At 42.0% G+C, this 26,488-nt stretch carries 14 protein-coding genes; 9 read left to right on the plus strand and 5 right to left on the minus strand.

All coding sequences use genetic code 11. The features are described from left to right. Nucleotides 1–240: 240 nt before the first annotated feature. The 3 genes from I8748_RS00955 to I8748_RS00975 form a co-directional block, all read right to left on the minus strand. On the minus strand, nt 241–1,224 hold the full coding sequence (locus I8748_RS00955) for a GGDEF domain-containing response regulator (RefSeq protein ID WP_198122824.1): 984 nt from the start codon (nt 1,222–1,224) through the stop codon (nt 241–243). Then, nucleotides 1,221–7,409: a PAS domain S-box protein gene (locus tag I8748_RS35970; RefSeq protein WP_318781175.1), complete on the minus strand. Its 6,189-nt coding sequence runs from the start codon at nt 7,407–7,409 to the stop codon at nt 1,221–1,223. Before I8748_RS35970 ends, I8748_RS00955 begins: the two co-directional genes overlap by 4 nt. A 643-nt stretch (nt 7,410–8,052) precedes the next feature. Next, nucleotides 8,053–9,510: a protein adenylyltransferase SelO gene (locus I8748_RS00975; protein WP_198122825.1), complete on the minus strand. Its 1,458-nt coding sequence runs from the start codon at nt 9,508–9,510 to the stop codon at nt 8,053–8,055. An 853-nt stretch (nt 9,511–10,363) separates the two neighbouring features. Between I8748_RS00975 and I8748_RS00980 the strand changes: the two genes are divergently transcribed. From I8748_RS00980 to I8748_RS01020, 9 genes are all read left to right on the plus strand, one after another. Beyond that, nucleotides 10,364–11,746 (plus strand): CmpA/NrtA family ABC transporter substrate-binding protein, encoded by a 1,383-nt coding sequence (locus tag I8748_RS00980; protein ID WP_198122826.1) that lies wholly within the window; start codon nt 10,364–10,366, stop codon nt 11,744–11,746. A 107-nt stretch (nt 11,747–11,853) separates the two neighbouring features. Next, a complete protein-coding gene (ntrB, locus tag I8748_RS00985) occupies nt 11,854–12,693 on the plus strand; it encodes a nitrate ABC transporter permease (RefSeq protein ID WP_198122827.1) in 840 nt (279 codons plus the stop codon). A 127-nt stretch (nt 12,694–12,820) separates the two neighbouring features. Further along, nucleotides 12,821–14,824 (plus strand): ABC transporter ATP-binding/substrate-binding protein, encoded by a 2,004-nt coding sequence (locus tag I8748_RS00990; RefSeq protein ID WP_198122828.1) that lies wholly within the window; start codon nt 12,821–12,823, stop codon nt 14,822–14,824. A gap of 213 nt (nt 14,825–15,037) precedes the next feature. Continuing rightward, nucleotides 15,038–15,904 (plus strand): nitrate ABC transporter ATP-binding protein, encoded by an 867-nt coding sequence (locus I8748_RS00995; protein ID WP_198122927.1) that lies wholly within the window; start codon nt 15,038–15,040, stop codon nt 15,902–15,904. Between the two features lie 505 nt (nt 15,905–16,409). Then, entirely contained in the window at nt 16,410–17,339 is a 930-nt protein-coding gene (locus tag I8748_RS01000) for a lipid kinase (protein ID WP_198122829.1), read from the plus strand. 317 nt (nt 17,340–17,656) lie between these two features. Beyond that, entirely contained in the window at nt 17,657–18,262 is a 606-nt protein-coding gene (locus tag I8748_RS01005) for an exopolysaccharide biosynthesis protein (protein ID WP_198122830.1), read from the plus strand. A gap of 373 nt (nt 18,263–18,635) precedes the next feature. Beyond that, nucleotides 18,636–19,025: a hypothetical protein gene (locus tag I8748_RS01010; protein WP_198122831.1), complete on the plus strand. Its 390-nt coding sequence runs from the start codon at nt 18,636–18,638 to the stop codon at nt 19,023–19,025. Nucleotides 19,026–19,591: 566 nt separating this feature from the next. Next, nucleotides 19,592–21,928, plus strand: coding sequence for a WD40 repeat domain-containing protein (locus I8748_RS01015; protein ID WP_198122832.1), 2,337 nt, complete (start codon nt 19,592–19,594; stop codon nt 21,926–21,928). Nucleotides 21,929–22,199: 271 nt separating this feature from the next. Then, nucleotides 22,200–23,222, plus strand: a complete 1,023-nt coding sequence (locus I8748_RS01020) for a tetratricopeptide repeat protein (protein WP_198122833.1) — start codon at nt 22,200–22,202, stop codon at nt 23,220–23,222. Between the two features lie 87 nt (nt 23,223–23,309). Here I8748_RS01020 and I8748_RS01025 read toward each other — a convergent pair whose 3' ends face one another. After that, the gene (locus I8748_RS01025) at nt 23,310–23,612 is read right to left on the minus strand and encodes a protealysin inhibitor emfourin (protein WP_198122834.1); all 303 of its coding nucleotides are present in this window, start codon (nt 23,610–23,612) and stop codon (nt 23,310–23,312) included. 307 nt (nt 23,613–23,919) lie between these two features. Beyond that, entirely contained in the window at nt 23,920–26,421 is a 2,502-nt protein-coding gene (gene ptsP, locus I8748_RS01030) for a phosphoenolpyruvate--protein phosphotransferase (protein ID WP_198122835.1), read from the minus strand. Nucleotides 26,422–26,488: the final 67 nt, after the last annotated feature.

Here is a 26,488-nt window from a genome sequence, read left to right on the forward strand (position 1 = left end):
GGAAAAAGTCAACAAGAAGGGTGTGGAGGGTTGGGTGTAGGGTGTAGGGAAAATGAGTGTTTGCTCTGTTCCCATCACTAATTAAAGACCGCCAAATCAAAAATTGTGGCGTTTGCTCTGTACCGAGTTGGCTGCGCTGACTTTTCAGGGTATGTTGAAAAGGCAGGAATCATGCCACTTCAAGTGGTGCGAGGTTCAATTTCCTTACCTGTACGTAAGTCCTGATGAAAATACTGAAAATTAAGGGGGAAAAGGGTAGACAGTAATTGTAGGGGATGATTGTTTGTTGTAGAGCTGAACGCGATCGCGTCCTTCTGTTTTTGCTTGATACAAGGCCCGATCAGCTGCGGCAATAATTGCTTGAAAGTCAGAATTGGGATGAGGGATTTCTGTGGCGATCCCAGCACTAATACTCACATAAGAACTAACTTGTGAGTTGTTATGGGGAATTGCCAGTGTACTGACAGCATAACAAATTGTTTGAGCTAGAACAAGAGCGCCTTCTGCATCTGTTTGAGGTAGAATCACAGCAAATTCCTCACCTCCATAACGGGCAACTAAATCAGCAGGGCGTTTTACAGTATTTTTGATCGCTTTAGCAATTGCTTGAAGACAGCGATCGCCTGCTTGATGTCCATAAGTATCATTGTATGATTTAAAAAAGTCAACATCACAAAGAATAAGAGACAAAGGCAGTTGTTCCCGTGCCATGCGTTGCCACTCTTGGGCACAATACTCTTCAAATCGGCGACGATTGGCTACTTGGGTTAACTCATCAATAGTTACTAATCGCTGCAATTCTTGGTTAGCTGCTTCCAACTGTCGCTGAAGCTGAGATTGCTGAATCAAGCGTTTTACCCGCTGACGCAAAACTGGCCAGTGAATTGGTTTAGTAACATAATCGATGGCACCCACTTCAAATGCACGGTCAACAGACTCTTGATCCTCTAATCCTGTAATCATCAAAATAGGAGTGTATTTGCTAGAATCCAGACATTGCAATTGAGTGCAGCAATCGAATCCATCCATATCTGGCATGATTGCATCAAGTAGCACTATATCAGGGCGCCGTTGTTGGAAAATAGTTAAAGCTTCTCTACCATCTTGAGCTTCTACGGTGCGATAGCCTTCACACTGTAGAGAAAGCCGTAACTGCATCCTAATAAAAGGTTCATCATCAACAATTAGAACTAAAGATGGCTCTTCTGGAGAAATGGTGGTCATTGTTCCAATTTCTCCAGTTCTGTTTGCAAAGCAGTTTTGACTTGTTCAAATTCTTTGTGAAGCCGTAAGTAGATTTCTAAACTTCCTTGGAGATTGTTTCTTTGTCCTTGTATTTCTAACTGTTTGCAAAGCTGTGCTAAGAGTGCTGCTCCTACAGAGGCACTGCTAGACTTGAGGTTGTGGGCGTTTTTCCATACAGCTTGGGCATCTTGATTTGTGACGCCTGCTTTGATGTTTTTGATCAGCTTGGGGGTTTCAGTGAGATAGCAATTGATTAGTTCTGCAAATGCCATCGTATCTCCTCCCAACATATCTCGCAAAGAATCCAGAATTTTGACATCAATTGTGACATGTTCTAAATTCTGAGTTTTCAATTTTGTGAAGTTTTGCTTTTCCCCCAATGTGCTTTGAAAACTCGTATCTGTAGCTTGCTGGGTTTGGGAAGTTAATTTAGAACTAAGGCGGACTTGGCATTTGCTCAGTGCTTGAGTTAACTCCTTAATTTGCACAGGTTTACTAATGTAGTCATTCATACCAGCAGCCAGACAGGCTTCGCGATCGCCCCGCATGGCATTGGCAGTCATGGCGATAATATAAGGACGAGAACTAACTTCCCATTCCTGACAAATTCTCCGGCTGGCTTCCAGACCATCCATTACAGGCATGTTGACATCCATTAATACTATGTCGTATGGCTTTTGTTGTAATGCTTGGAGGACTTCTAGCCCATTGGCTGCGACATCTGCCTGATAACCAATTTTCCGCAGCATCAAAAGAGCAACTTTTTGATTCATAGCTGTATCTTCTGCCAGAAGAATTCGCAGTGGTACTCGTTTTACCAAAAACGAAGCAGTTTCAGGAGGATGAGGACGAGAGACAGTAGTTAGCAGAGGCTGATCTCCCAAAGCCTGGGCAAGAACATTATAAAGTTGAGACTGTTTGATGGGTTTGCTCAAATAGGTAACAAACTCGATATCATCAAAGTCTGACCTAATCTCTGATTTACCCAAGGAAGTCAATATTACCAAAGGCAGGTTTTGATAACCAGGAAGTTTGCAGATTTCCCGAACTAGGGTGAAGTTATGCATCTGTGGGATCTGCATATCCACAATAGCGATATCAAACTGTGTTTCCTTGCTCATTAAAGCTAAAGCTTCTTCACCCGACTTAGCAGTCAAAACTTGCATCTGCCGGAACTCGGCTTGCAAGCTGAGTATTTTGCGAGTAGTAGGATTGTTGTCCACAATCAACAAGCGCTTAGCAGCAAGCTGGGCTAAATAAATATGAGATTCACCTGGCTGTGGATTGGCAACCACTGGCACAGTAATAGTGAAATAGAAAGTAGAACCTGGGAAAGAGTGAGTTGAACAGACTAGCTTTTCACCTTGCCATCCCAAAGAAGGATTACCACCGACACAACCCTGACTTTCCACCCAAAGGCTGCCGCCCATCATATCACCTAAGCGTTTGCTAATCACCAGCCCCAGTCCCGTACCACCATATTGTCGAGTCATGGAAGCATCTGCTTGAGTGAAGGGTTGAAATAACCGCTCCATTTTTTCTGGGGGGATGCCAATGCCTGTGTCTTCAATGCTAAATAGAATTTGGGTACTGGGGACTGAGTATTGGGGACTGGGTACTGGGGACTGGGTACTGGGGACTGGGGACTGGGTAGAGATTTTTTTGAGGATTTGGTTGGGGTGAGAATTTTTATCTAAATATTGCCAATCCTTAATTCCCAATTCAAGTTGTTTGGCACGAACAGATAGTACTACTTCTCCTTCTTTGGTAAATTTAATGGCATTGTTGAGGAGATTCATTAAAATTTGGCGTACACGAGTCAAATCACCGACAATCTGCACAGGTACTTGCGGATAGATTAGGTAAGCCAGTGCAATATCTTTTTGGGCTGCTTTCGGGGCTAAAATGTCAATTACTTGCTCTACGCAGGCTTTCAAATCAAAAGGCTGTTTTTCCAGCTCTAACTTGCCCGACTCAATTTTGGAGAAATCCAAAATATCGTTGATAATAGTGAGCAAAGCGTCTCCGCTAGTACGAACTGTTTCTACAAGGTCTTGCTGTTGGGAAGTCAGTTCAGTATTTAGCAGTAGTTCTGTCATGCCAATAACAGCATTCATGGGAGTGCGAATCTCATGACTCATCATTGCTAAAAACTCACTTTTAGCTCGATTTGCTGCTTCTGCCTGACGCTTTGCTTGCTCTAAAGCAAAGTTTTTCCAAGTGAGTTCTTCCCGTCGATGAGTTTCTTGCTCTAACAAATGAGCCTGTGCTAGTGCAATACCTAGTTGAGATGCAACTGCTTCTAGTAATTCAATTTCGTCTGGTGTCCACTGGCGAAAATGGTTGCACTGGTGTAGGCTAATTGCTCCATTAGGTTGTCCTTGATAGGAAGTGCGGACTGACAACATGGACTTCAGCCCAATTTCTTCGCAGTTCGATTCAGTCACAGCAGGTAAACCATTAACTTCCACATCTGGGGAGGTGTAGATGCAAAGGGGCTGATCGTTAGACATGGCCGTATCCTGTGCCATCAACTGTTGCACATGAGGATTGTCAATCATGGGAATCTCCATGTTCAGCATGGAGCTGTAACCAGAGACAACATACTCTGCAACTATGGGAATGCGTGGTGTGGGGTCGCTAATGTAAGAGTGGATCAAACAGCGGCTTACACCAAACGCTTGACCAATTTGGGTGGCGGCTGTCTGGAAGATTTCTTTGGTGTCGAGACTCTGACGAATTTTGTGAGTAATTTGTTCAAGCAGCAGCGTCCGATGTAATTGTCGTTGCAGTGTCTCCTGTGCTTTTACGCGTTCGGTGATGTCTTTGGTTGAGCCAACCATCCGCACTGGATTACCCTGTTGATCCCATTGAGCGATAGCATGTACTAGTACCCACTTATAGCTGCCATCATGACAGCGCAAACGATACTCAACAATATAGTTGGGTATTTGCCGACTGAGATACTCTTGCTGAATGGCTATTACCCAGTCGAAATCATCAGGATGGATGGATTTGACCCAATCATCATAGCTGATAATCAGCTGATGGTCTGGTTCTCCTACAAGTTCAGCCCACTTGGCAGAGCGAAAAGTTTGATTTGTGATGATGTTCCAATCCCAAATTGCATCTTGGTTAGCTTCGATTACTAGTTGCCAGCGCTCTTCACTTTCCCTGAGTGCTGCTTCTGCACGTTTGCGTTCGGTGATATCATGATTCACGCCAATGGTAGCAAAAGTTTGCCCTTGTTCATCGTGCAAGGGTAATATTGTTGTTTCGCAAATTCTCTCGTTGCCATCTTTGCGAATAAAGACTATTTCACCAGACCAGCGTCCTTGGTGATTAAGTTCTTCAACAATTGCGGCAGTAAGTGTTGTGTTTTGTTCAGGTTTATTTAATATACTGGGGGTTTTACCCAAAACATCTGCTTTGCTATAGCCAAAGATTCTCTCAGCAGCAGGATTCCAGTCAACAATATTTCCTTTTAGATCGGTGATGATAACGCCATCATGCATGTTCTCAAAAGTCAGAGCTTGGCGACGCAGAGATGCTTCTGCAAGTTTGCGTTCGCGCAGTGCGGCTTGTCGTTCGCTAATATCAACACAGGAACCGATAAAACCTGCAAAGCTACCATCAGAATTAAATCTTGGGATGCCAGTATCCAAAATCCAGCGATATTCACCGTCATAACGCCGCAGACGAAACTCCATTTCAAATGATTGCTGGGTTGCAAAGGCTCTAAAATAGGTATCGAGGCTATTTTGTAAGTCCTCTGGATGGACTCCTTCAGCCCAACCATGACCAAGTTCTTGTTCTAAAGTTCGTCCAGTGAAGTTTAGCCAGGTTTGATTAAAGAAGGTACGCAGGGCATTAGTGTCAGATACCCACAACAAAACAGGGGCACTGTCTGCCATTGTCCGAAATCGGGCTTCACTTTCTTTTAATGCTTCTTCCATTTGTTTGCGGATGGTGATGTCGGTGTAAGACCCCACCATCCGCACTGCATTTCCTTGTTCATCCCAAAGTGCTTTTCCCCGGTCGAGTATCCACTTGTAGCTACCGTTCTTACACTGTACTCGATGCTCGTTAGTGTAGAAGGGGGTTTTCTTGGCAAAATGATCTTGAATCATTTGCACAACTGATTCCAAGTCATCTGGATGAATTCGCTTTATCCATTCTTCCAAATGGTTGGAAATTTCCTGGTCTTCATAACCCAACATTTCCTTCCAGCGGAGAGAAAAGAAGACTTCGTTGGTTCTGACGTTCCAGTCCCAAATGCCATCATGATTTCCTTGGAGTGCTAGTTGCCAACGCTCTTCTTTTTCTCTGAGGGCTGCTTCTTGACAAGCGCGATCGCTAATATCATTTTGAATGCCAATGAAGTGAGTTAATTGTCCATTTTCGTCATGAATAGGAGAGATACTCAGTTCATTCCAAAATAATGTGCCATCTTTACGATAGTTATGTAGAATAACCCGACAGCTCTTTCCTGTTTTAATAGCTTTTCGTAGTTCGTTGATTGCTGATTTTTGGGTTTCTTTACCTTGCAGAAATCGGCAGTTATACCCAATCACTTCAGCGCTACTGTAGCCTGTGATTTGTTCAAAAGCGGAGTTAACGTAAATAATTGGATTGTGAGGGAGTCGAGCGTCGGCAATGACAATTCCATTACTAGTTGCAGCAAGTGCCCGTTCCCTCAATCTCAAAGTTTCTTCAACTGCTTTGAGATCGGTGATATCAAACATGAACCCCCGTAACTTGGTAGGAGTTCCTGCTTCCTTAACTACACTTACAACATCTCGTAGCCAAATAATGCGCCCATCAGCAGCTAACATCCGATATTCAAATTCGTAATTATCGCCCCTAACTGTTGCTTGTTGACAATATTTAATGGTTTTTTCTCGGTCATCTGGATGCAAATGATTCATCCAAAAATTTTCTTGATACCATTCTTCTATGGGATAGTCGAGCAAAGCTTCTGCTTGTGGGCCAACGTAGGTCAATCGCGAGGTTTTCAAGTCTAATTCCCAAGGAATGACTTTGACAGTTTCTAGTAACTGTCGCAGACGAGTTTCACTTGCACGCAGAGCAATTTCGGTTTGTTCCTGCTCAATAATTCTTTGAGCTAGTTCCTGATTGATTGCTGCTATCAGCAGATTGCTCAATTTGGTAGCCTGAGCAAAATAGATGGTTAAAGTAAGTGTTCCAGCGATTAATAGCCCTGCAACTAATACGATTGTTAGTAAGGGTGAATGCAAATTTCTTAATAACTCTGAAGTTGGGCAAGCTTGTATTCGCCAGCTCATTCCATACAATTCCAAGTTTACCTCTTGCTGCCAAGGGGATTCTTGAGTGCTGAGTGCTGAGTGCTGAGTGCTGAGTGCTGAGTGCTGAGTGCTGAGTGTTGGGTGCTGAGTGCTGAGTGCTGAGTGCTGAGTGTTGGGTGCTGAGTTAGGAGTTAGGAGTTTTACCCCTGCTTCCCCGCTCCCCTGCTCCCCTGCTCCTCTGCTCTCCTGCTCTCCTGCTCTTAATGGCGATTCATTGCTGTAAATTAACTCTTGATGATGAAATACTTTAATTGTGTAACCTTGTGGTACATGTACAGCAGAATCCAGCAGGACTTGATGTTGAAAAAATCCTAATAAAAAGCCATCAAATTTATTTTCTACAAATAAAGGTATGCACACTAAAAATTCTTTGCCGCTGTGGACAAAGTTAACTGTGTGAGTCAAAGTGGTTTGATGGCGATCGCGTACTAGTTCCAATGCTGAGCGTTGTTGTGATAACTGGCTTAAATCAAGATTTTGTACAACTTCGTTCCCTGCCAATGGTACAATCCAGCGCACCCGAAATGAAGAGTCAACTCGTGCGATCGCCCGATATCCTCGGTAATCTTGAACATAGGTAGCAGCCTCTGCTTCCCAGTGGTTTTGAGGAATGCCGTTGTGCATTTGCCAGTGTCTTTGCATTCGCTCTAATGCCAGGATGTGAGTTTTTAGTTCAGTAGTTAATTCCGTTTTGATTGCGATCGCCTGCTGTTGAATAAGCTGTCTGATGTCTGAGTTTTCTTCTATTAGTAGTCTCTGCCAGAGTATGATCACTGCAATTGATACCAAAATACCTATTAAAAGTGGCAGCAACACTCGTTTGCTAAAAAGGTTCACAGATCGGAACCGATGATATCTGTGCTGCCTACCCACTTATTCTCCCTCCAGCACTTCGGTAAATTTCACGTAATAACTGTTACTTCTAAACAATTAAATTAAGTAATTAAAATATCCATTACAATGGGATAATTACGTAATTAATTTTCTTAAGTAAAAATTATATAGTTCACCAAAAGCTGCCCTCAATAGATGAATTTGCATAGATTCAAAAAATACCCTAGGCAGCCCAGTTTTTTTGTAAACCTAGAATAATTTATAGATGAAACTATAGCAACAAAGTTTTATATATTTTTAACATAATTCTGATTTTAAATGTATTTAATATATATATTATTAATAGTATTTTAAATCAAGCATTTATGTTGCTTTTAAATAGTTATGTTGTTATTAGCATGTTAAATGCGGCTAATGAAAGTTATATTTGTGGCAAGAATATGGCTACAAGTAAATGAATAATAATAAGATATCTTTTTGAAAGCAATTGTAACGAATATTGTATTTGGTTTATGAATTCTCATCAAGACTGCTATCGAGCAGGGGAACTCGGGGCCCCCACGACCGCTCGTGGTGGGGATTAGGGGTAACAGAGGAGCAAGGGTAGAACTCCTAACTCTTCACTCCTAACTCCTGCCTTTTGTCTTTATGTACTAGACTGAATTCTTTTAACTAACTCATAAAAAGGTTGCCAATTATCTTCTTGTATTATTGGTTCCCAAATTGACTCAATCACTGGTCTTAATAATGCAGTTTTGGGATTATGAGCAGCTAGAGTTTTGGCAATCACATCCATGCTATCAAAGCCAAAATTGTTCAAAATCTTATGGTACAATATGCACCAGTTATCAAAAATTGGCGATGCTCCGGGTACTGGCACAATATCAGAACTGTTCATAACAGATGCTGGTTCGTCTCGCCATTTTGGTGAAAAGGTGCGAGCCATCTCATAGAAAAACTGGTGATATCCAACTTGGCTATCTTGTAAAAATTGAATTGTCAGTTTGAGAAGTTCATCAGCTTCTGGTTGTAACAACTGCTCAAAACCCAGCTTCTTCAACATTAAAGAATGGTACTCTGCATAATAATGCTCATTAAAGGTTGCTAAACCCACTTCCAAGTCAGCTTTATCGATAATTGCCTTTAGTGGTTCCTGGAGCATTTCTAAATTCAACTGACAAATACCTGGTTGATGGCCATAGCAGTACCGTCTGTAATAGTCAAAATATGCAGCCGTAAAGTACGGGTCAAAAGTAGGAATAAATGCATAAGGGCCATAGTCGAAACTTTCGCCAGTAATCGACATATTGTCAGTATTCAGGACTCCATGGCAAAAACCAGCTGCCATCCACTGTGCCACAAGTTTTGCTACTCGTTTGACTAATTCTGCATAAAATAAAGCATATTTATCTGTTTCTCCAACTAAGTGTTGGTAATAATACTCAATTACATGGTCTAACAGCTTTTTACTTAAATCTGGTCGCTTTTGATAGTGCAAACGCTCAAAAGTGCCAAAGCGAATGTGAGAACTGCTCATCCTCACCATCACAGATGAGCGTGTAGGCGAAGGTTCATCACCCCGCCAGAGGGATAAACCAGTTTCAATCATACTCAAGCAGCGGGAAGTGCGTACCCCCAAATAATGTAGTGCTTCCGCTGCTAAAACTTCTCGTACTCCACCTTTGAGTGTGAGCATCCCGTCGCCACCACGAGAGTAAGGTGTCCTACCAGAACCTTTCGTACCAAAGTCATACAGTTCTCCATCAGTGGCGCGTACTTGTCCGTAGAGAAAGCCTCTGCCATCACCCAAACTAGGATTATATTCACCAAATTGATAGCCGTGATAACACAGTGCTAATAATGGTTTGCGTCCCTGAAATTTGCCAAAGGCTGTAATGAAATGTTCATCTGTGACTGCTTGGGTGTCTAGTCCTAAGTGAGGTAACAGTACATCATTGCGCCAGCGCAGAATGTGTTGGGGAAATTCCTCTGCTGCGACCTCGTTGTAATAATCATCACCTAGACATTCTATAGCTGGTTCGTAGTTGAGGGTGAGAAAAGGATTGCCAGAATTGTTGTTTTTGGGAGTTTCAGCCAGAGTCATTACAAGCACGCTTAATTTATTCTTCTCTCAATAGTACCTCTGGCGCAAGCTTGAGAAGATATTGAAAAGTCGTTTTAAATACTCAAATCATTATTTTAGGGGAGTAGGAAGTAGTGAATGGGAAGTAGTGTAAAACGAAAACATGGTGTTTTCAGCTTTTGTCAATGCTGATTGTACTTAGATTATGCTCTAAATCCAGATTATTGCTACTTTCTAAAAAATTTATCAGTATAAATTACCAAGTTAAAGTTCAAGCTACCACTAAGTATAAATCAAACCATAGCTTATATACAATACTTTGTATTCTAGAATCTCTATAGTAATTAAAAACATTTCGGAAAAATTAGATCCCCGACTTTTTAAAGAAGTCGAGGATCTTGGTCTAGGAATTCTTATAACTCATATAGGATTGCTATTTCTTGACAGACTTTGTTGAACTATATAGATATATCTTGCTAAAGAGAAACCATATTATAAATATAATACTTGCCATAGAAGATAACTTATATATTAAGAGTTACTAGTTGTGAGAGTGCGAATGATAAATATTTACTTATAGGTGCAATCTAATATTTATTTAATAATTTCTCTTCCAGAGTTAACCACTTGACCTTTAAAACCTGTACACTAATTTCAATCCAGTTGAGGGATGCATCAGCATACCGCAAAGTTCAAGTAATCTAATTACCAAAGTTAAGCCCAAGTTATTACAACTAGCTTTTTTCCTGGTAAAAGCTGGTTGTAATGGCTAGCTATAACTTTAAATTCTCACAGCAGCTGTAAGAAAGCTCATCTCTTTCTTGCCTGAATTTTCATGCTTACAAAAATTTAAATTCACATTTTAGGAGATATTATGACAGAATTTTTTAATCAAATTTCCCGCCGCAAATTCATTTTAACTGCTGGTGCATCTGCGGGTGCTGTATTCCTGAAAGGCTGTTTAGGAAATCCCCCAGAAAACCTGACTGGTGGAAGCACTCAAGCTATTCCAACTGCTCAGACTGTTGCTAATATTAGTCCTGAACAAAAACCAGAAACTACAACTGTTAAGTTAGGATATATTCCCATTGTAGAAGCAGCGCCTTTAATTATTGCTAAAGAAAAAGGCTTTTTTGCAAAGTATGGGATGACCAATGTTGACCTTTCTAAACAAGCTTCTTGGGGTTCTGCTAGAGATAACGTAGAAATTGGTGCAGCTGGTGGTGGTATTGATGGCGGTCAATGGCAGATGCCAATGCCACATTTGATTACAGAAGGTTTAATTACCAAGGGTAATCAAAAAATTCCCATGTATGTGCTGTGTCAATTAATTACACATGGTAACGGAATAGCGATCGCTAACAAGCACAAAGACAAAGGTATTAGCTTGCAACTAGCTAGCGCTAAATCTTTATTCAAAGAACTCAAATCTTCCACACCCTTTACAGCTGCATTTACTTTTCCTCACGTCAACCAAGATTTGTGGATTCGTTACTGGCTAGCAGCAGGCGGTATCGACCCAGACGCAGATGTCAAGCTGCTAACAGTACCAGCAGCGCAAACTGTCGCCAACATGAAAACGGGAACGATGGATGCGTTCAGCACCGGCGATCCTTGGCCTTATCGCCTTGTGCAAGACAAAATCGGTTATCTAGCTGCATTAACTGCCGAGATTTGGAAGAATCATCCTGAAGAATACTTTGCCATGAGGGCTGACTGGGTAGATAAAAATCCCAAAGCCACCAAAGCGATTTTAAAAGCAATTATGGAAGCGCAGCAGTGGTTAGATAATTTTGACAACCGCAAAGAAGCAGCCACAATTCTAGCGGGACGCAACTATTTTAATCTTCCCTCACCAGAGATTCTTGCAGGCCCATATCAAGGTAAGTATGACATGGGCGATGGTCGCAAAGTTGATGATAAATCAATGGCGGCTTATTACTGGAAAGATGGAAAAGGAAATGTTTCTTATCCCTATAAGAGTCACGATTTATGGTTCATAGTTGAAAACGTGCGTTGGGGATTTTTGCCAAAAGATTACGTTGCCAATAATGCAGCTAAGGCTAGAGAACTGATTAATAAAGTTAACCGTGAAGATATTTGGAAAGAAGCTGCAAAAGAAGCAGGAATTGCTACGGCTGACATTCCCACAAACCCATCCCGTGGCGTAGAAGAATTTTTTGATGGCGTTAAGTTTGACCCAGAAAAACCAGAAGAGTATTTAAAGAGTCTGCAAATCAAGAAAGTAAGTGTTTAGTCAGTGGTCAGTGGTCAGTGGTAAAAATCATGAACAACTAACAACTGACAACTAACAACTGACAACTAACAACTGACAACTAACCCAATTAAAGGATAACCAAATCTATGACACTCGCCCAAAGAAGACCAGCAAGCCCAAGATTTAATAACAACTTCATATCTCGTCTGCAAAAGCAATTGCCTGATTTTATCCCTCCAATTATTGCGATCGCGATTTTCCTTGTAGTATGGCAACTGTTTGCTTTTACTCCCGGCGCAACCTTACCAGGGCCAGTACAAGTTATTCAAGACACTTGGGTATTAATTTTCTGGCCATTTTATGACAGAGGCGGCATAGATAAAGGTTTATTTTGGCAGATTTTAGCCAGTTTGCAGCGAGTCGCCATCAGTTACAGCCTAGCAGCAGTCGTTGGTATTGGCTTGGGCATCTTAATTGGTGTGAATAAAACCATGTCCAAAGCTTTAGATCCCATCTTTCAACTATTGCGGACTGTACCACCTCTAGCTTGGGTTCCCATTTCCTTAGCAGCTTTGCGACAAAACGAACCCGCTGCATTATTCGTGATTTTCATCACTGCTATTTGGCCTATTTTAATTAACACCGCTGTCGGTGTAACTCAAATCCCCCAAGACTACAACAACGTTGCCAAAGTGCTGCAACTGAGTAAAAAAGAATATTTCACCAACATTCTCATTCCCGCAGCATTACCTTACATTTTCACCGGATTGAGAATTGCCATCGGTTTAGCTTGGTTAGCAATTATCGCTGCTGAAATCGTGATGTCCGGTATTGTCGGTATTGGCTTCTTTATCTGGGATGCCTATCAAAACAACAACGTCAGCGAAGTAATTTTAGCTCTAGTTTACATCGGTGTTGTTGGTTTATTACTCGATAAAGCAATGGCTTGGCTGCAAAACAAAATCTTACCAGCAGAACAAAAATAGTCATTAGTCATTAGTCATTAGTCAGTGGTCAGTGGTTAGTGGTTAATGGACAAACAAATAAGAACTAACAACTGACAACTGACAACTAACAACTAACAACCAACAACTAACAACTGACAAAAAACATATGAGCGTATTTGTTGCTGTTGATCAAATTGATAAAGTTTTTACATTAACTGGTGGTGGCAAATATATTGCGCTCAAAGGAATCGACCTCCAGATCAAAAAAGGAGAATTCGTTTCTTTGATTGGTCACTCCGGTTGTGGAAAATCCACACTATTAAATATGATTGCCGGTTTGGATTTACCGACTGAAGGTGTTGTCACCTTGGAAGGACAAAGAGTCACTAAACCAGGGCCAGACAGGATGGTGGTGTTTCAAAATTATTCACTACTACCTTGGCGGACAGTGAGAGAAAACATCGCCCTAGCTGTAGATTCGGTAATGAAGGGTTTACCTGCGGCTGAACGCAAAGCCCTTGTAGAAAAACATATTGATATGGTGGGTTTGCGTCCCCATGCTGATAAACAGCCGGGAATGTTATCAGGTGGACAAAAGCAGCGAGTTGCGATCGCCCGCGCTTTAGCAATTCGTCCCAAGTTGCTACTATTAGATGAACCCTTCGGTGCTTTGGATGCACTCACACGCGGCAATTTGCAAGAACAATTAATGCAAATCTGCGAAGAAAACGAAGTCACAGCCGTAATGGTGACACATGACGTAGATGAAGCAGTGCTGTTATCAGACAGAATTGTCATGTTGACCAACGGCCCCGAATCTAAAATTGGTGACATTCTCGAAGTGGATATCCCCAGACCCCGCAAACGCATGGAAGTTGTAGAACATCCTAGTTACTACAGCTTGCGGAGTGAAATGATTTACTTCCTCAACCAGCAAAAACGCATTAAGAAAATTCGCGCCAGAAAAACATCTGCGATCGCTCGTCATGGTTTAGAAAAAGTTAACCTAGAAATTGGCTTTTTACCCCTAACAGCTTGCGCCCCCCTAGCCATCGCCAAAGAAAAAGGTTTCTTTACCAAACATGGTTTAGATGAAGTTAACCTCGTGCGGGAAAGCAGTTGGCGTGGTATCGTCGATGGCATTACAGGCGGTTATTTAGATGCTGCCCAAATGCCATCAGGTATGCCCATGTGGCTGACTTTGGGAGGACATCAAAACCAACCCCTACCCGTTGTCACCGCCTTGACCATGACCCGCAACGGTAACGCCATCACCTTAGCAAAACGCTTTTACGACCAAGGCGTACTCACCTTATCAGACTTCAAAAATTATTTACTCCGTACTCGCAACCAACGCCACACAATGGGCGTAGTGCATCCTGCATCCATGCACAACTTGCTGCTGCGTTACTGGTTAGCGGCTGGTGGAATTGACCCAGACCTGGATGTGGACATGAAAATCATTCCACCCGCCCAGATGGTAGCCGACTTGCAAGCCAGCAGCATCGATGGTTACTGCGTAGGTGAACCCTGGAATTACCGCGCCGCCCTCGAAAATGTTGGTTTTACCATCGCCACCGACTTAGAAGTATGGCTAGGACACCCAGGAAAAGTTCTTGGTGTGCGCGAAGATTGGGCAGAAACTTATCCCAACACCCACATTGCATTGACCAAAGCTTTACTAGAAGCCTGCGCTTACTGTGCCAATCATAATAATGTCGAAGAAATCAGACGAATTTTAGCAGGGCGAGATTACGTCAGCACCGATTTAGAATACATCCAACTCGAAGATCCCGACAATGCAGCTTGCGACCTAAACCATCCCCTGCGGCAATATGCCCACCATCAATTTTATTCCGACTCTGCCATCAACCGTCCCAGCCGCACCGAACAAATTTGGATCATGAGTCAATTAGCCCGTTGGGGTGACACTCCCTTCCCTCGAAATTGGGTAGAAGTCGTAGAAAGAGTATGCCGAGTGCGCGTTTTCAGCACCGCCGCCAGAGAATTAGGTTTAGATATCAGCTACACTCGCCAACCCATCCAACTCTTCGATGGTACACCCTTCAACGCCGATGATCCCATCGCCTACCTCAACAGCTTAGAAATCAAACGCGACTTCTCAATAGCCGAAGTCATCCTAGACTCCCCCACCAGAAGAGTCGCCTAAGCGTTGACTGATAACTGATGACTAGACCTCTTGCAAAAGCCGTTCTTAGCGTTCTTTTCTTTGCGCCTTGGCGCGGCAGTCGCTACAACGGGGAGGCAGCCGTGTGGGCGGGTTTCCCGACTTGAACGGACTGCCGTGGGAACCCCGCAACGCGCTGCCTTGCCTTTGCGTGAGACAAAACATTATTCCCCCTCAACTTCTAACTCCACAACCATGCAAAATCGCAGCTTAAGCTTCACCGGAATCGAGACAAAAACCAACAGAAGACCATCAGCAACTACCACAAGCAGCAGGTCATTTCTAGAAATTAGAGACGTGACCAAAGTCTACCCCACAAAAAAAGGCCCCTTCACCGTACTCGACGGCGTTAACCTCAACGTAGAACAAGGCGAATTTATTTGCGTCATCGGTCACTCTGGCTGTGGGAAATCAACCTTACTAAATATGGTATCCGGTTTTAACTTTCCTACCAGCGGAGAAGTTTTACTCGAAGGACAACCCATCACCAAACCCGGCCCTGACAGAATGGTTGTTTTCCAAAACTATGCCTTGCTACCTTGGCGGACTGCTTTTGAAAATATTTACTTAGCCGTTAACGCCGTTTACCCCAACAAGTTAGAAGCTGAGAAAAGGTCAATTGTCCGGGAACATCTAGCAATGGTGGGGCTGGCTGACGCCATGGACAAAAAGCCAATGCAAATGTCCGGCGGTATGAGACAGCGGGTATCCATCGCCCGTGCTTTAGCAATTCGTCCTAAAGTCTTAATTTTAGATGAACCTTTCGGGGCGTTGGATGCCATTACTAAAGAAGAGTTACAAGAAGAACTGCTAAAAATTTGGAACGATAACCGCTGTACAGTGCTGATGATTACCCATGATATCGATGAAGCGCTGTTTTTAGCAGACAAATTGGTGATGATGACCAATGGCCCCCATGCAAAAATTGGTGAAGTGATGGAAATTCCTTTTTCACGTCCACGCGATCGCGCCCGTATTATGGAAGATCCACAATATTACCAACTACGTAACTATGCCCTAGATTTTCTCTTTAACCGCTTTGCCCACGATGACGTTGGTTAAAAGCTTTTCCCTACAAAACACAGGTTAGCAACAAGGTAAAAGTTAAAAGGCAAATTATTTTTTGCCTCTTATCTTTTACCTTTTTTATTTTTTAATCACGGTGGTGCATTGCAACGCAATGTGTTTCTTCAGAATATTGTAGACAATCTTAAATCTGACACATGAACAGTTGACATAACAAGTTGCTATTTTGCTAGCTGAATCTTAAACATTTGTAACTATTAGGACTATCTTTACAGATTTATTTTACAAATATATACGTGTAAAATTCCAAAATCAGGTTTTTGAATGGCATTATATTATTGGAATAAAGCCTCTGTTATAAATTCAAGAATAACATTCAATTGTATAGGTATTTTTATACCTATCAACAGTAAAGTTCAACCAGTGAAAACAAAACTGAAAAATCAAGTAGTAAATGCAACTTATACTTAAGGTTGCTCAACGAAATTATTGGTATATTTCAGACAGATCACTATTGGTTAGTCAAGTGTAAGCAGAATATATGGACGCAGACAATTGGACATATAGACTACAAAGGGCACTACCTGTAAGTTCCCGCGCACTGCTATTAGTCAATCGTCATGCCCGCCAAGGACAGCAAGGTCTTGTGGAAGCAATTGATTGTCTTAAGAAACTCGGCTTTGATTTGATTGAAGAGTCAACAGAACACCCCAAACATCTTTATGAAGTTATACTTCGCTATCAGCATGAAGTTGACTTGGTAATTGTTGGCGGTGGAGATGGTACTCTGAATGCCGCAGTAGATGCTTTAGTTGAGACGCAATTACCTTTAGGTATTTTACCTCTAGGAACAGCCAACGACTTGGCAAGAACTTTAAAAATTCCCAATTCTTTAAGCGAAGCTTGTAAAGTAATTGCCTATGGAGATTTGCGACGCATTGACTTAGGTTTGGTAAACGGCAAATACTTTTTTAATGTTGCTAGTTTGGGATTAAGTGTGAAGATTACCCAGCGACTTACGAAAGAAATTAAACGCCGCTGGGGGATATTTGCTTATGCTGCTACTGCATTACAAGTAATTTTGGAATCTCGTCCCTTTAGTGCAGAAATTCGGATTAATGGTCAATCATTTCGGGGCAAAACAGTACAAATTGCTGTAGGTAATGGTCGCTATTATGGTGGTGGCATGGCAGTAGCCCCGGATGCGACAATTGATGATCAAAGGCTAGATCTCTATAGTTTGGAAATAGAACATTGGTGGCAAATCATACCTTTATTGCCTGCAATGCGAAATGGGCAGCACATTCATTGGCCGAGTGTCCGTGCGTTGCAAGGAAAAGAAATAGAGATTTCTACTCGTAAACCGCGTCCCATTAATACTGATGGTGAAATCACAACTTATACCCCTGCCCATTTTCGAGTTATATCTAGAGCTATAGCTGTTTTAGTACCACCAACTGAAATATCTTAAGCATTGAGTTTGGAGTTAGTAATTCATAACCCATACTAATTTTGCGAAGGTTATTATGTGAATCTTATCAAATACTATTATCCTGATTTCGTCTCAAAATAGAGTTGATATCTGCGGTCAAGACAAAATCATAGAAGTTGCCAAGTAGATTAGGACATAAACTAATCATAAAAAAACTGAGACTAAGAGACTTTCAAGTCTGTTCCCTGTTCCCTGCTATATTATTTGCTATGATCTGGAATAGTTGTGGATGCATTTGTATTCATATTTGCATTGTTATATTTAACTAAACCTGGTATTGAGGCAACTCACGCCAAATGCATCTAAGATTTTCTCAAGAAATTAAGTCCTTGCTGCAACGCCTCGCTGAACAGCATTTAACTCTGGGCGATATTCTAACAGAGACTTCTGAACGCGGTTTTAGCTTGGTGATTGCATTATTAGTTTTGCCCTTTTTGTTTCCCATGCCACCGGGATTAGCTGGCCCTTTTGGCGCAGCCTGCTTGGTGTTGTCAGCACAGATGGTTTTGGGTAGGCGATCGCCTTGGCTACCCAAAAAAATTGCCCGCTATAAATTTCCTCGTCCTTTTGCCGAATTACTTTTAAAAAACCTGCAACGTCTTACCAGGATATTAGAGAAAATCACGCGTCATCGGTTGGCAAAAATAGCTAACAATCCTTTGACTTGGCGCATCAATGGACTTTGTATATCTTGGTTGACAATCTTGCTAATGTCGCCAGTTCCCTTTACCAATCCCTTTCCGACTGTAGGTATTTTACTGTTGGCGGTTGCCACCATCGAAGCTGACGGTTTGCTAATTTGCGTTGGCTACGTTCTCACTGCCTTAATTACTGCACTGTTTGGATTTATTGGTTATGCTCTTTGGTTAGCCCCCAGTTTGTTACCATCTATATTTAAATAGGTAATGGGGAATTGGGAATCGGGAATTGGGCATTATATATAGATAAAATAAAACCCCCAGTCGAAAAGCTGAGGGTTGTAAAATAATTTAGGGTGCATCTACTATACACCTATGCACTATATTTAGGGCTGCATCCGGAAGAATTGAAACAAAGTCAAAATTCAGGCTATTTCACTTAAATAATCAGGCAAATATATTGTTAGAAGTAGGGTGTGTTATGCCGTAGGAATCGCGCACCTTACATTTAAATTTCTATAAACCACTTCAAATTTTGACACTACTGGGCACTTAGATAAAGTGCAAGGCGTCACGATTAATCACCATGCTTTATCACAAAACGATTAAAATGTGACAGCTAGTGTAGGAGAAAAGCGTGAAAAGACTGATTATTACTAAAATACTGATCACATCATTAGGTTGCTTAACTTTATTTGCCCCAAACCAAGCTTCTGCTCAACTAATACCACAACCGTGGGTTTCAGTCGGTGGCAAAGATGGCGATACAACCTATGCAGTAGGAGTGAGAGCTTTCAATTTGGGCGTTGAGGTGGGAAGTGGCCCTGATGGTGCAACTGGAGTAGATGTTCTGAAATTTGTGAGTTTACCAGTGATTTCACCTTATGTCGGACTTGGATATTACTCAGAAGATAAAGGTGTAGCAGTTTCAGGTGGTGTTCAGATAAGCGCTACAAATAATCTTTTCATCGGTGCAGGTTACAATTCTGTTAGAGGATTTAACGGACAAGTGGGAATAAAATTTTAATTGATTTTGGCGATATACGGTTAATTGGGTTTTTGAGTTAAGTTAATAGTTAATCAATTCCTCAGTCCATGCTTTCAGGCTACCTGAGGTTTTTTGCTTTTTAATATCTTGCTGTGTGCTATTTGATTAAACAGAGGAATTAACTCAAAATAGCTTTTATGGTTAATTTATCTAACTAAACAACGCTTTAGCTCTTCCTTATACCATTTTACTCAATTACTGATACAAATTCTTCCACTTCTGCTCCTCTGCCACCCTTCGGGAAGTCAAAACTATTTTTTGAATATAGCCAATTTAGTTTGAATTAAGCTTTAATAGGCTGTAATTAAGCTTCAATCCAGCTATTCTCAAATATACATATTAATACTTGATTTTTTAATCATTTTCAGTCTAGCATTTATTGCATTGACACAAATGATCCCTTAAAGTATTAATATAAGCAAGGTCTAGTAATTAGATTTCTGAACCACAAGAATAGACGAAGTACAAAGTAATTGTCGAATGGCAAGCTACTATCCATCTTGGCAATAAAGTGTTGATGTTATTTATTTAACAGGTATCTCCTTATGGAGCAAGGGTTAAGGTTACTCATTCAACTAGTACTAGAATTTTCACCTGTAATTGTATCTCTCATTCAAAAGAGAACAGAAGAAAGTTTAGCTACCACTAATTATCAATTTCCTCAAGTAATTCAAGAAGTTGCACAAATAATCAATAGTAAAATTAATACCAATAATAGTTCAACAGGGTTTGAACAAGAAAAATTTCTGCAACAGCAATTAGCAGTTTATCACCGCGAAACCCAATTACAAATCACAAAGCAAGAGAGAGATACAGCGCTCAAGTTACCAGAAGTTCATAAAATTCTTGATAGCTGGCCTTTAAGGCTGTATCCTTCACAAATTTTAGAGTTTCACAATAGTCATGGACGTACACCTCTGAAAATTTTTCTGGCTCCTCCACAAGTCCATTTTGATCAATTTGACCATAGAAATGAAGGTGCTTCAGAAATTGAGCTAATGTTGGCTGAAGGTTTACGAGAGTTTGTGAATAAATATTACTCTTTCCAAAGTCCCATTAGACCAACAGAGTTATTAGCAGGAGCTTGGGATAGTAAACGTTTTCATAGTGAATCGAGTATTAAAGCTTTATTTGGGGCGTTGAAGACCGAGCCTATTTTAATTTTAGAGTCGGAAAATGACGGAGATTTTTTGAATTTCCGCATTGCTTATTGGGGTTTGGGGCAGGAAAAATATTACTACAAAACTATCGCTCGTTTACCTTATAAAGAAATTATTCAAGAATATGCTCAAAATCGGGCTTTGGAGTGGAAAAAAATTAGAGATGAACTGCTATCTCTGGGAGAAGATTTAGAAGAAATTAATCAACTTGGTAGAGATAACGTCTACAACTTGGCAATTTTAGAAAAGTTACAAAAATGGCAAGATAAAGGAATTGATATTAGTAAGTTATCTTTACAATATCAAGTTAATCATCAGGATTTTGAAAAGCTTTGCCAAGTATTAATCACTTGTCACTGTTTGGTTGCTGCCTGGGTGGCGGATGCTTATCATTTAGTGCATTATGATGTGCCACCTTTGCTACCAGAGTTGCTGCCAAGTATGCTCAAAGACGCGCTTGATTTGCAATCATTACAAGCAATTGTCACAGGTTATAAGCAAGTTTACCAAGCTTTAGAAAAAGAGCGACGTTATTGGATTCCAGAATTGGCTTTGCAACTAGCTCAGAGTTTATCTCATTTACCCGATCGCACTTGGGCACAAGAACAAATCGAATATTCAATATACACATGGCTGGAACTGCGTCAAGTCTGCCCCCAGGAATTTACCAGCCCCTTAGAAGCGATGCAATCTGCCATCAAAATAGAAGATGAGGAATATATCCATAAATTAAAAGATTATTTTACGGCAGTGGGTGATAGTCAAAACCTTGGGGATGTTGAGAAACTGTTAAATGCGATCGCTCATTTCAAATACAAACGCACCCTAGAATCTCCCAATCTCGGCTATACCCTCTATGGACATAGCGACAAAGTTACATCAGTCGCCATTAGTCCAGATGGAGAGATTTTAGTCAGCGGGTGTGCAGACAAAACCATCAATCTCTGGAATCTCAACACCGGCAATCTCATCCGTACCCTCACAGGAGATTTAGGCGAAGTTTCATCTGTAGCGGTTAGTCCCGATGGCAATTTTCTGGCTGTTGGCAGTTGCGAACATCCGAAAAGTAATGTACAAATCTGGCATTTGAAAACAGGCAAACTACTCCACACCCTCTTAGGACATCAAAAACCCGTTAATGTCGTAGCAATTAGCCCAGATGGGCAGATTCTCGCTAGTGGTAGTAACAAAATTAAGATTTGGCATTTGCACAAAGGCGATCGCATTTGTACATTGTGGCATTCATCCGCCGTTCATGCCGTGGCTATCAGTCCCGATGCTAGCATCCTCGCCAGTGGTAGTGCTGACAGCAAAATCAGGTTGTGGAATCCCCGCACTGGCGATCCATTACGCACGCTCAACGGTCACGACAGAGAGATAAAATCAATTGCCATGAGTCCTGATGGACAACTGCTTTTTAGTGGTAGTGCTGACACAACCATCAAAATTTGGCATCTCATCACAGGTAAACTTCTTTATACCTTAACTGGGCACACAGATGAGGTGAAATCTTTAGCTGTTAGTCCCGATGGGCAAACCCTCTTTAGTGGTAGTGCTGACACAACCATCAAAACATGGCGTATTGCCACAGGTGAACTGCTGCAAACCCTCACCGGACATTCAGGCATAGTCACTTCTGTTGCCTTAAGTCCAGACGGTAAGTTTCTTGCTAGCGGCAGTTCTGATAAAAGTATCAGGTTGTGGCAAATCTTTGGTCATTAGTCAGTTGTCAGTTGTCAGTTGTTAGTTGTCATTAGTTATTTTTCCCTGCTCCCCTGCTCCCCTGCGCCCCCGCACCCCTGCTCTCCTTCCCTAGGGAATTTAGGCTAGACTTATTTTTTAACCTAAGTCTAGTACCTAAAGGTAGACTTATCTATTTACAAGTCATATCTAAAGGTAGAGAATAATGGTTAACTCAAATTGGGCAACTTTTTAGAGGGTGTCGATTCTCCTGAAATTACTGCCTATTCATCCCTAGTGCAACCGAGGTCAGATGACGCAATCTTCAAACCAAGTCAAACAGTGGGAAAAACGTCGTGTTGAAGCACACCGTTATTACCAACGGGGAAAATTTCAAGAATATCTCGACCTGGCGACCGAGAACTTAGAATTAGCTAGAGCAATTTCAGATCGAGCAAGAGTTGGTCATACATTGAATGACATCGGTTTAGCCCACCTCGGTTGCTGGCAACTGTCAAAAGCATTAGAGTGTTTTCATGAGGCGCTAAAGGTTGCTGTTGAACTCGACAACATCCAAGCAAAGGCAAATGCTCTCAGCAATCTCGGTTCTACTTACAGCCGTCTAGGGCAGTTTTCGCAAGCCTTGGAGCATTTTGAGCAAGCTGTGCTAATCTTCAGGGAATTGCAGGACATTCCAGGCGAAATTGCAACTCTCAATGATGTGGCCTTGATTTATACCAAATTGGGAGAACCGAAGCGAGCCTTGTTGCTACAACATCAAATTTTAGCAAGGCGGCGATCGCTAGGAGACTTTTCTGGTGAAGCCACAACCCTAAATGGCATTGGTTTTGCCTACAGCACTTTAGGTCAGTATGAAGAAGCTTTAAAATTTCTGAACGAAGCACTGCCAATTCAAAAAGCTGTCAAGAATTTGGTTGGTGAAGCAACCACCTTGAATAATATAGCCTCTGTCTATAATGATTTAAATCAACCTCAACAAGCACTATTGCTTTACAATCAAGTTCTATTGACACGTCAAGCAATAGGCGATCGCTCTGGTGAAGCCACAACCCTGAACAACATTGGTTTTACCTACAGTAACCTCGCCGAATACAGACAAGCACTCAAATACTACAAACAAGCGATCGCCATTTATCAAGAACTGGGTGATTGTCTGGGAGAAATTTCTACTTTGCTAAATATGGGAAGCGTTTATTTAACGACGAAACGCAAAAAGTTAGCGCGATCGTGCTTTCAAAATGCCCAAGAATTAGCTCAGCAAATCGAATATGACCCACTCTTAGAAAAAGTTCAGTTGTTCATAAATTCACTTTAAAGGATAGGGGACTGGGGATTAGCAACTGGGGACTAGGAGATGAATTTTCGTAAGGAATCACTTAGGATTGCTATAGTCTTATCCCCATCACCTAAAAGGAAGTGGTTTCGCACAACTTTGCAGATACTTAACTAGCGGTTGTGCATTTTTAGGTAGGCTGAGGTCATCAAAAGAAACAGCGTGTTGCCCTTGACTAGTTTCGACGGTAATGTTGTAGTTAAACAAATCACGAGCATTGGGTGCGTGGCTACTTTGAGCTTCGAGAATACCGCTTTGTTCCACTAATGACTGTAACTTAGCAGCTTCATCGGGGGGAAGCGAATCTGTATTCAGTTCGCAACCCCTTCTCAAGCCTGCGTATCCTCCTGACTGAGAAAAGTTGACTTTCATGGCTGAGTAAACCTCACTGATTGGCAGACAAGTAAGAACAAGAACAAGCATCAAAGATAAAAGATATAAATTCACATTTTGCACCAATTCCCACAACCGCCTTATATTTCATACTTCACACTCTTTCCTCACTATTTGCCATCCTCTTGAAGATACAGAATAGGCCTCTTGCAAAAGTCCTTCTTTGCGATCTTTTCTTTGCGCCTTTGCGCCTTTGCGTGATACAAAAAAAGATTTATGCAAGAGGTCTAATAATTTCAGTCATCAGTCATCAAGATAAGATGTGCAACGCCTGATTTAGAACAGCTTATTTATGCGTTAATTGTTGAACCAAATTTCTAACTTGAGTTGCAGAATCTTGTTGTAATGCTGATGCAGCGATCGCAACCGCCTCATCTACACTTAACTGTGCGATCGCCTGCTTGATTACAGGTATAGTTTGGGGATTCACACTTAATTCATCCAGCCCCAAACCTAGTAAAATTGGTGTTGCTAAGGTGTCTGCTGCCAGTTCACCACATAATCCTACCCAAATTCCTGCTGCATGGGCAGCTTGAACAGTTTGTTGTACCATACGTAACACCGCCGGATGTAGTGCATCAGCTAAAGAAGCTACTCGCGGGTTAGTGCGATCGCCTGCCATTACGTATTGACTGAGGTCATTAGTACCTATACTGAAAAAGTCTACTTCCCCAGCTAACTGATCAGCAATCGCTACTGCTGCTGGTACTTCTATCATAATGCCTACTGCGATCGCTTTATCAAAGGCAATATTAGCTTGTTTCAGTTCAGCTTGAGCTTCATTCAGAATTGCCTTAGCCGCCCGTACCTCAGTGACAGTAGCAATCATCGGCAACATCACCTTAATATTATGCCCTGCACTAGCTCGTAAAATTGCCCGCAACTGAGTTTTGAACAAATCAGGATGATCCAAACAAAAACGAATTCCTCGCCAACCTAAAAATGGGTTGGCTTCTGGAACCTTGACTATATAGGGAAGCGGTTTGTCACCACCGACATCGAGAGTACGAATAATTAACGGACGACCATCCAAAACTTGAGCGATCGCTTGGTATACTGTGTATTGCTCTTCCTCTGTGGGTGCGTTTGTTCGCCCCAAATACAGAAACTCGGTGCGAAGCAGTCCCACTCCCTCAGCACCATTAGCCACAGCAACTTGCACATCAGATATACTACCAATATTGGCGAAAACCCTAACTTGCTTGCCATCACGGGTAATTGCTGGCTGATGTGCCGCAGCTTGTGCTTCTTGAGTAGCAGTTTGCCAAGCTTCTCTTTTTGCCTCTAGTAAATCGAGGATATCTGGCTCTGGTTCTACCCAAGCTTTACCACTCTCACCATCGAGTGCCATCAGTGTACCATCTTCCAAGAGTAGCACATCTGTATCTACACCCAAGACTGCCGGAATGCCTAATGTCCGGGCGATAATTGCACTGTGGGAAGTGGCGCTACCATGAGTAGTACAAATACCTAGTACCTTTGTTGGGTCTAGTGCAGCGGTATCCGAGGGAGTTAAATCTGTCGCTACTAAAATGGCTGGTTCTGCTAGATGCAGTTCACTAGGAACATTTCCCACTAACAGCCTTAGCACCCTTTGCCCCACATCCACAACATCCTCAACTCGTTCTTGTAGGTAAGAATCCTCAAGGGTGCGGTAAGAATTTGCTACTTCATCCACCACAGCTTGCCAAGCAGCCTCAGCATTGAGGTGGTGATCCAAAATACGTTCGTGAACAGCTTCCAACAACACCGGGTCTTCTAAAAATAACAGATGAGCATCAAAGATAGCGGCTTCAGCATCGCCAATTTGAATAGACGCATGTGAAAACAGTGCTTGAATTTCTTGCTGTGCAGTGTGAATTGCTGTTTGTAACCGCCGCCACTCTGTTTCGGGATTGTCTACGTGATATTGCGGTACTGGAATTATGGGTGATTGATAATGGACAACAGGCGCGATCGCTACTCCTGGAGAAGCAGCAATTCCTGAGAGTTCGCCAGGAGTAGCTGGGGTAACTTGATGTTGTGTAGTCACAGGAGGCAAAGCAGTATCATCTTCACCAAAGTTAGTAGCAAATAATGCTTGCAAAGCAGCCAGTGCTTCATCAGCATCAGCACCAGTGGCACTAATTGCTAGTTCATGTCCTTGACGTACCCCTAAAATTGCTACTTGGTTGATACTATCGCCCCGGACAAATTCAGTATTTCTAGTGAGATTCTTGACCTTGATTTGCGATTGAAACCGAGATGCAGTTGCAACAAACAAAGCCGCCGGACGCGCGTGTAATCCTAACCTATTGCTGACAGTTAAGCGAATTTCCTGAGTTGGGTATTCTGAATGGCTTTCAAATTCACCACTAACAACTGACAACTGACCACTGACAATCCCCAACTGAGTTGCTTTTGCTACTAAAGCATCCCGTGCTTCTGCGATAACTTGCTGAATGTTTTTCCCAGCAGCGGCTGCAACTACAGCAGCGATCGCACCTTCTACCAAAGGTGCCTCACATAAATATACTTGTTTTCGCTGTGCTTCTGGCAGAAATTCTATAGCCATTTCTGCACTCATCAAAGCACTACCTAAATCCATTAATACCAATACACCATCATCGCTGAAAACAGAAGCGATCGCCTCATAAACCTGCATTGGATCTGTACCCAGTGGGTTTTCAGCGTCTTCAATACCTGCTGCGACAGCCAGGGGGACATTACCCTGAACCATCTGTACTGCGAGTTGCTGCACACCAAGCGCTAGTAGTTTACTGTGAGAAACGATAACAATTCCAACCACTGCAACACCATCAACTTTGTTGAGAGTCTTGTGCTTACCCAGTTACCCATTCCATTATTTGATCTCG

The sequence above is a fragment of the Amazonocrinis nigriterrae CENA67 genome (assembly GCF_016056305.1).
Lineage (GTDB): Bacteria > Cyanobacteriota > Cyanobacteriia > Cyanobacteriales > Nostocaceae > Amazonocrinis > Amazonocrinis nigriterrae.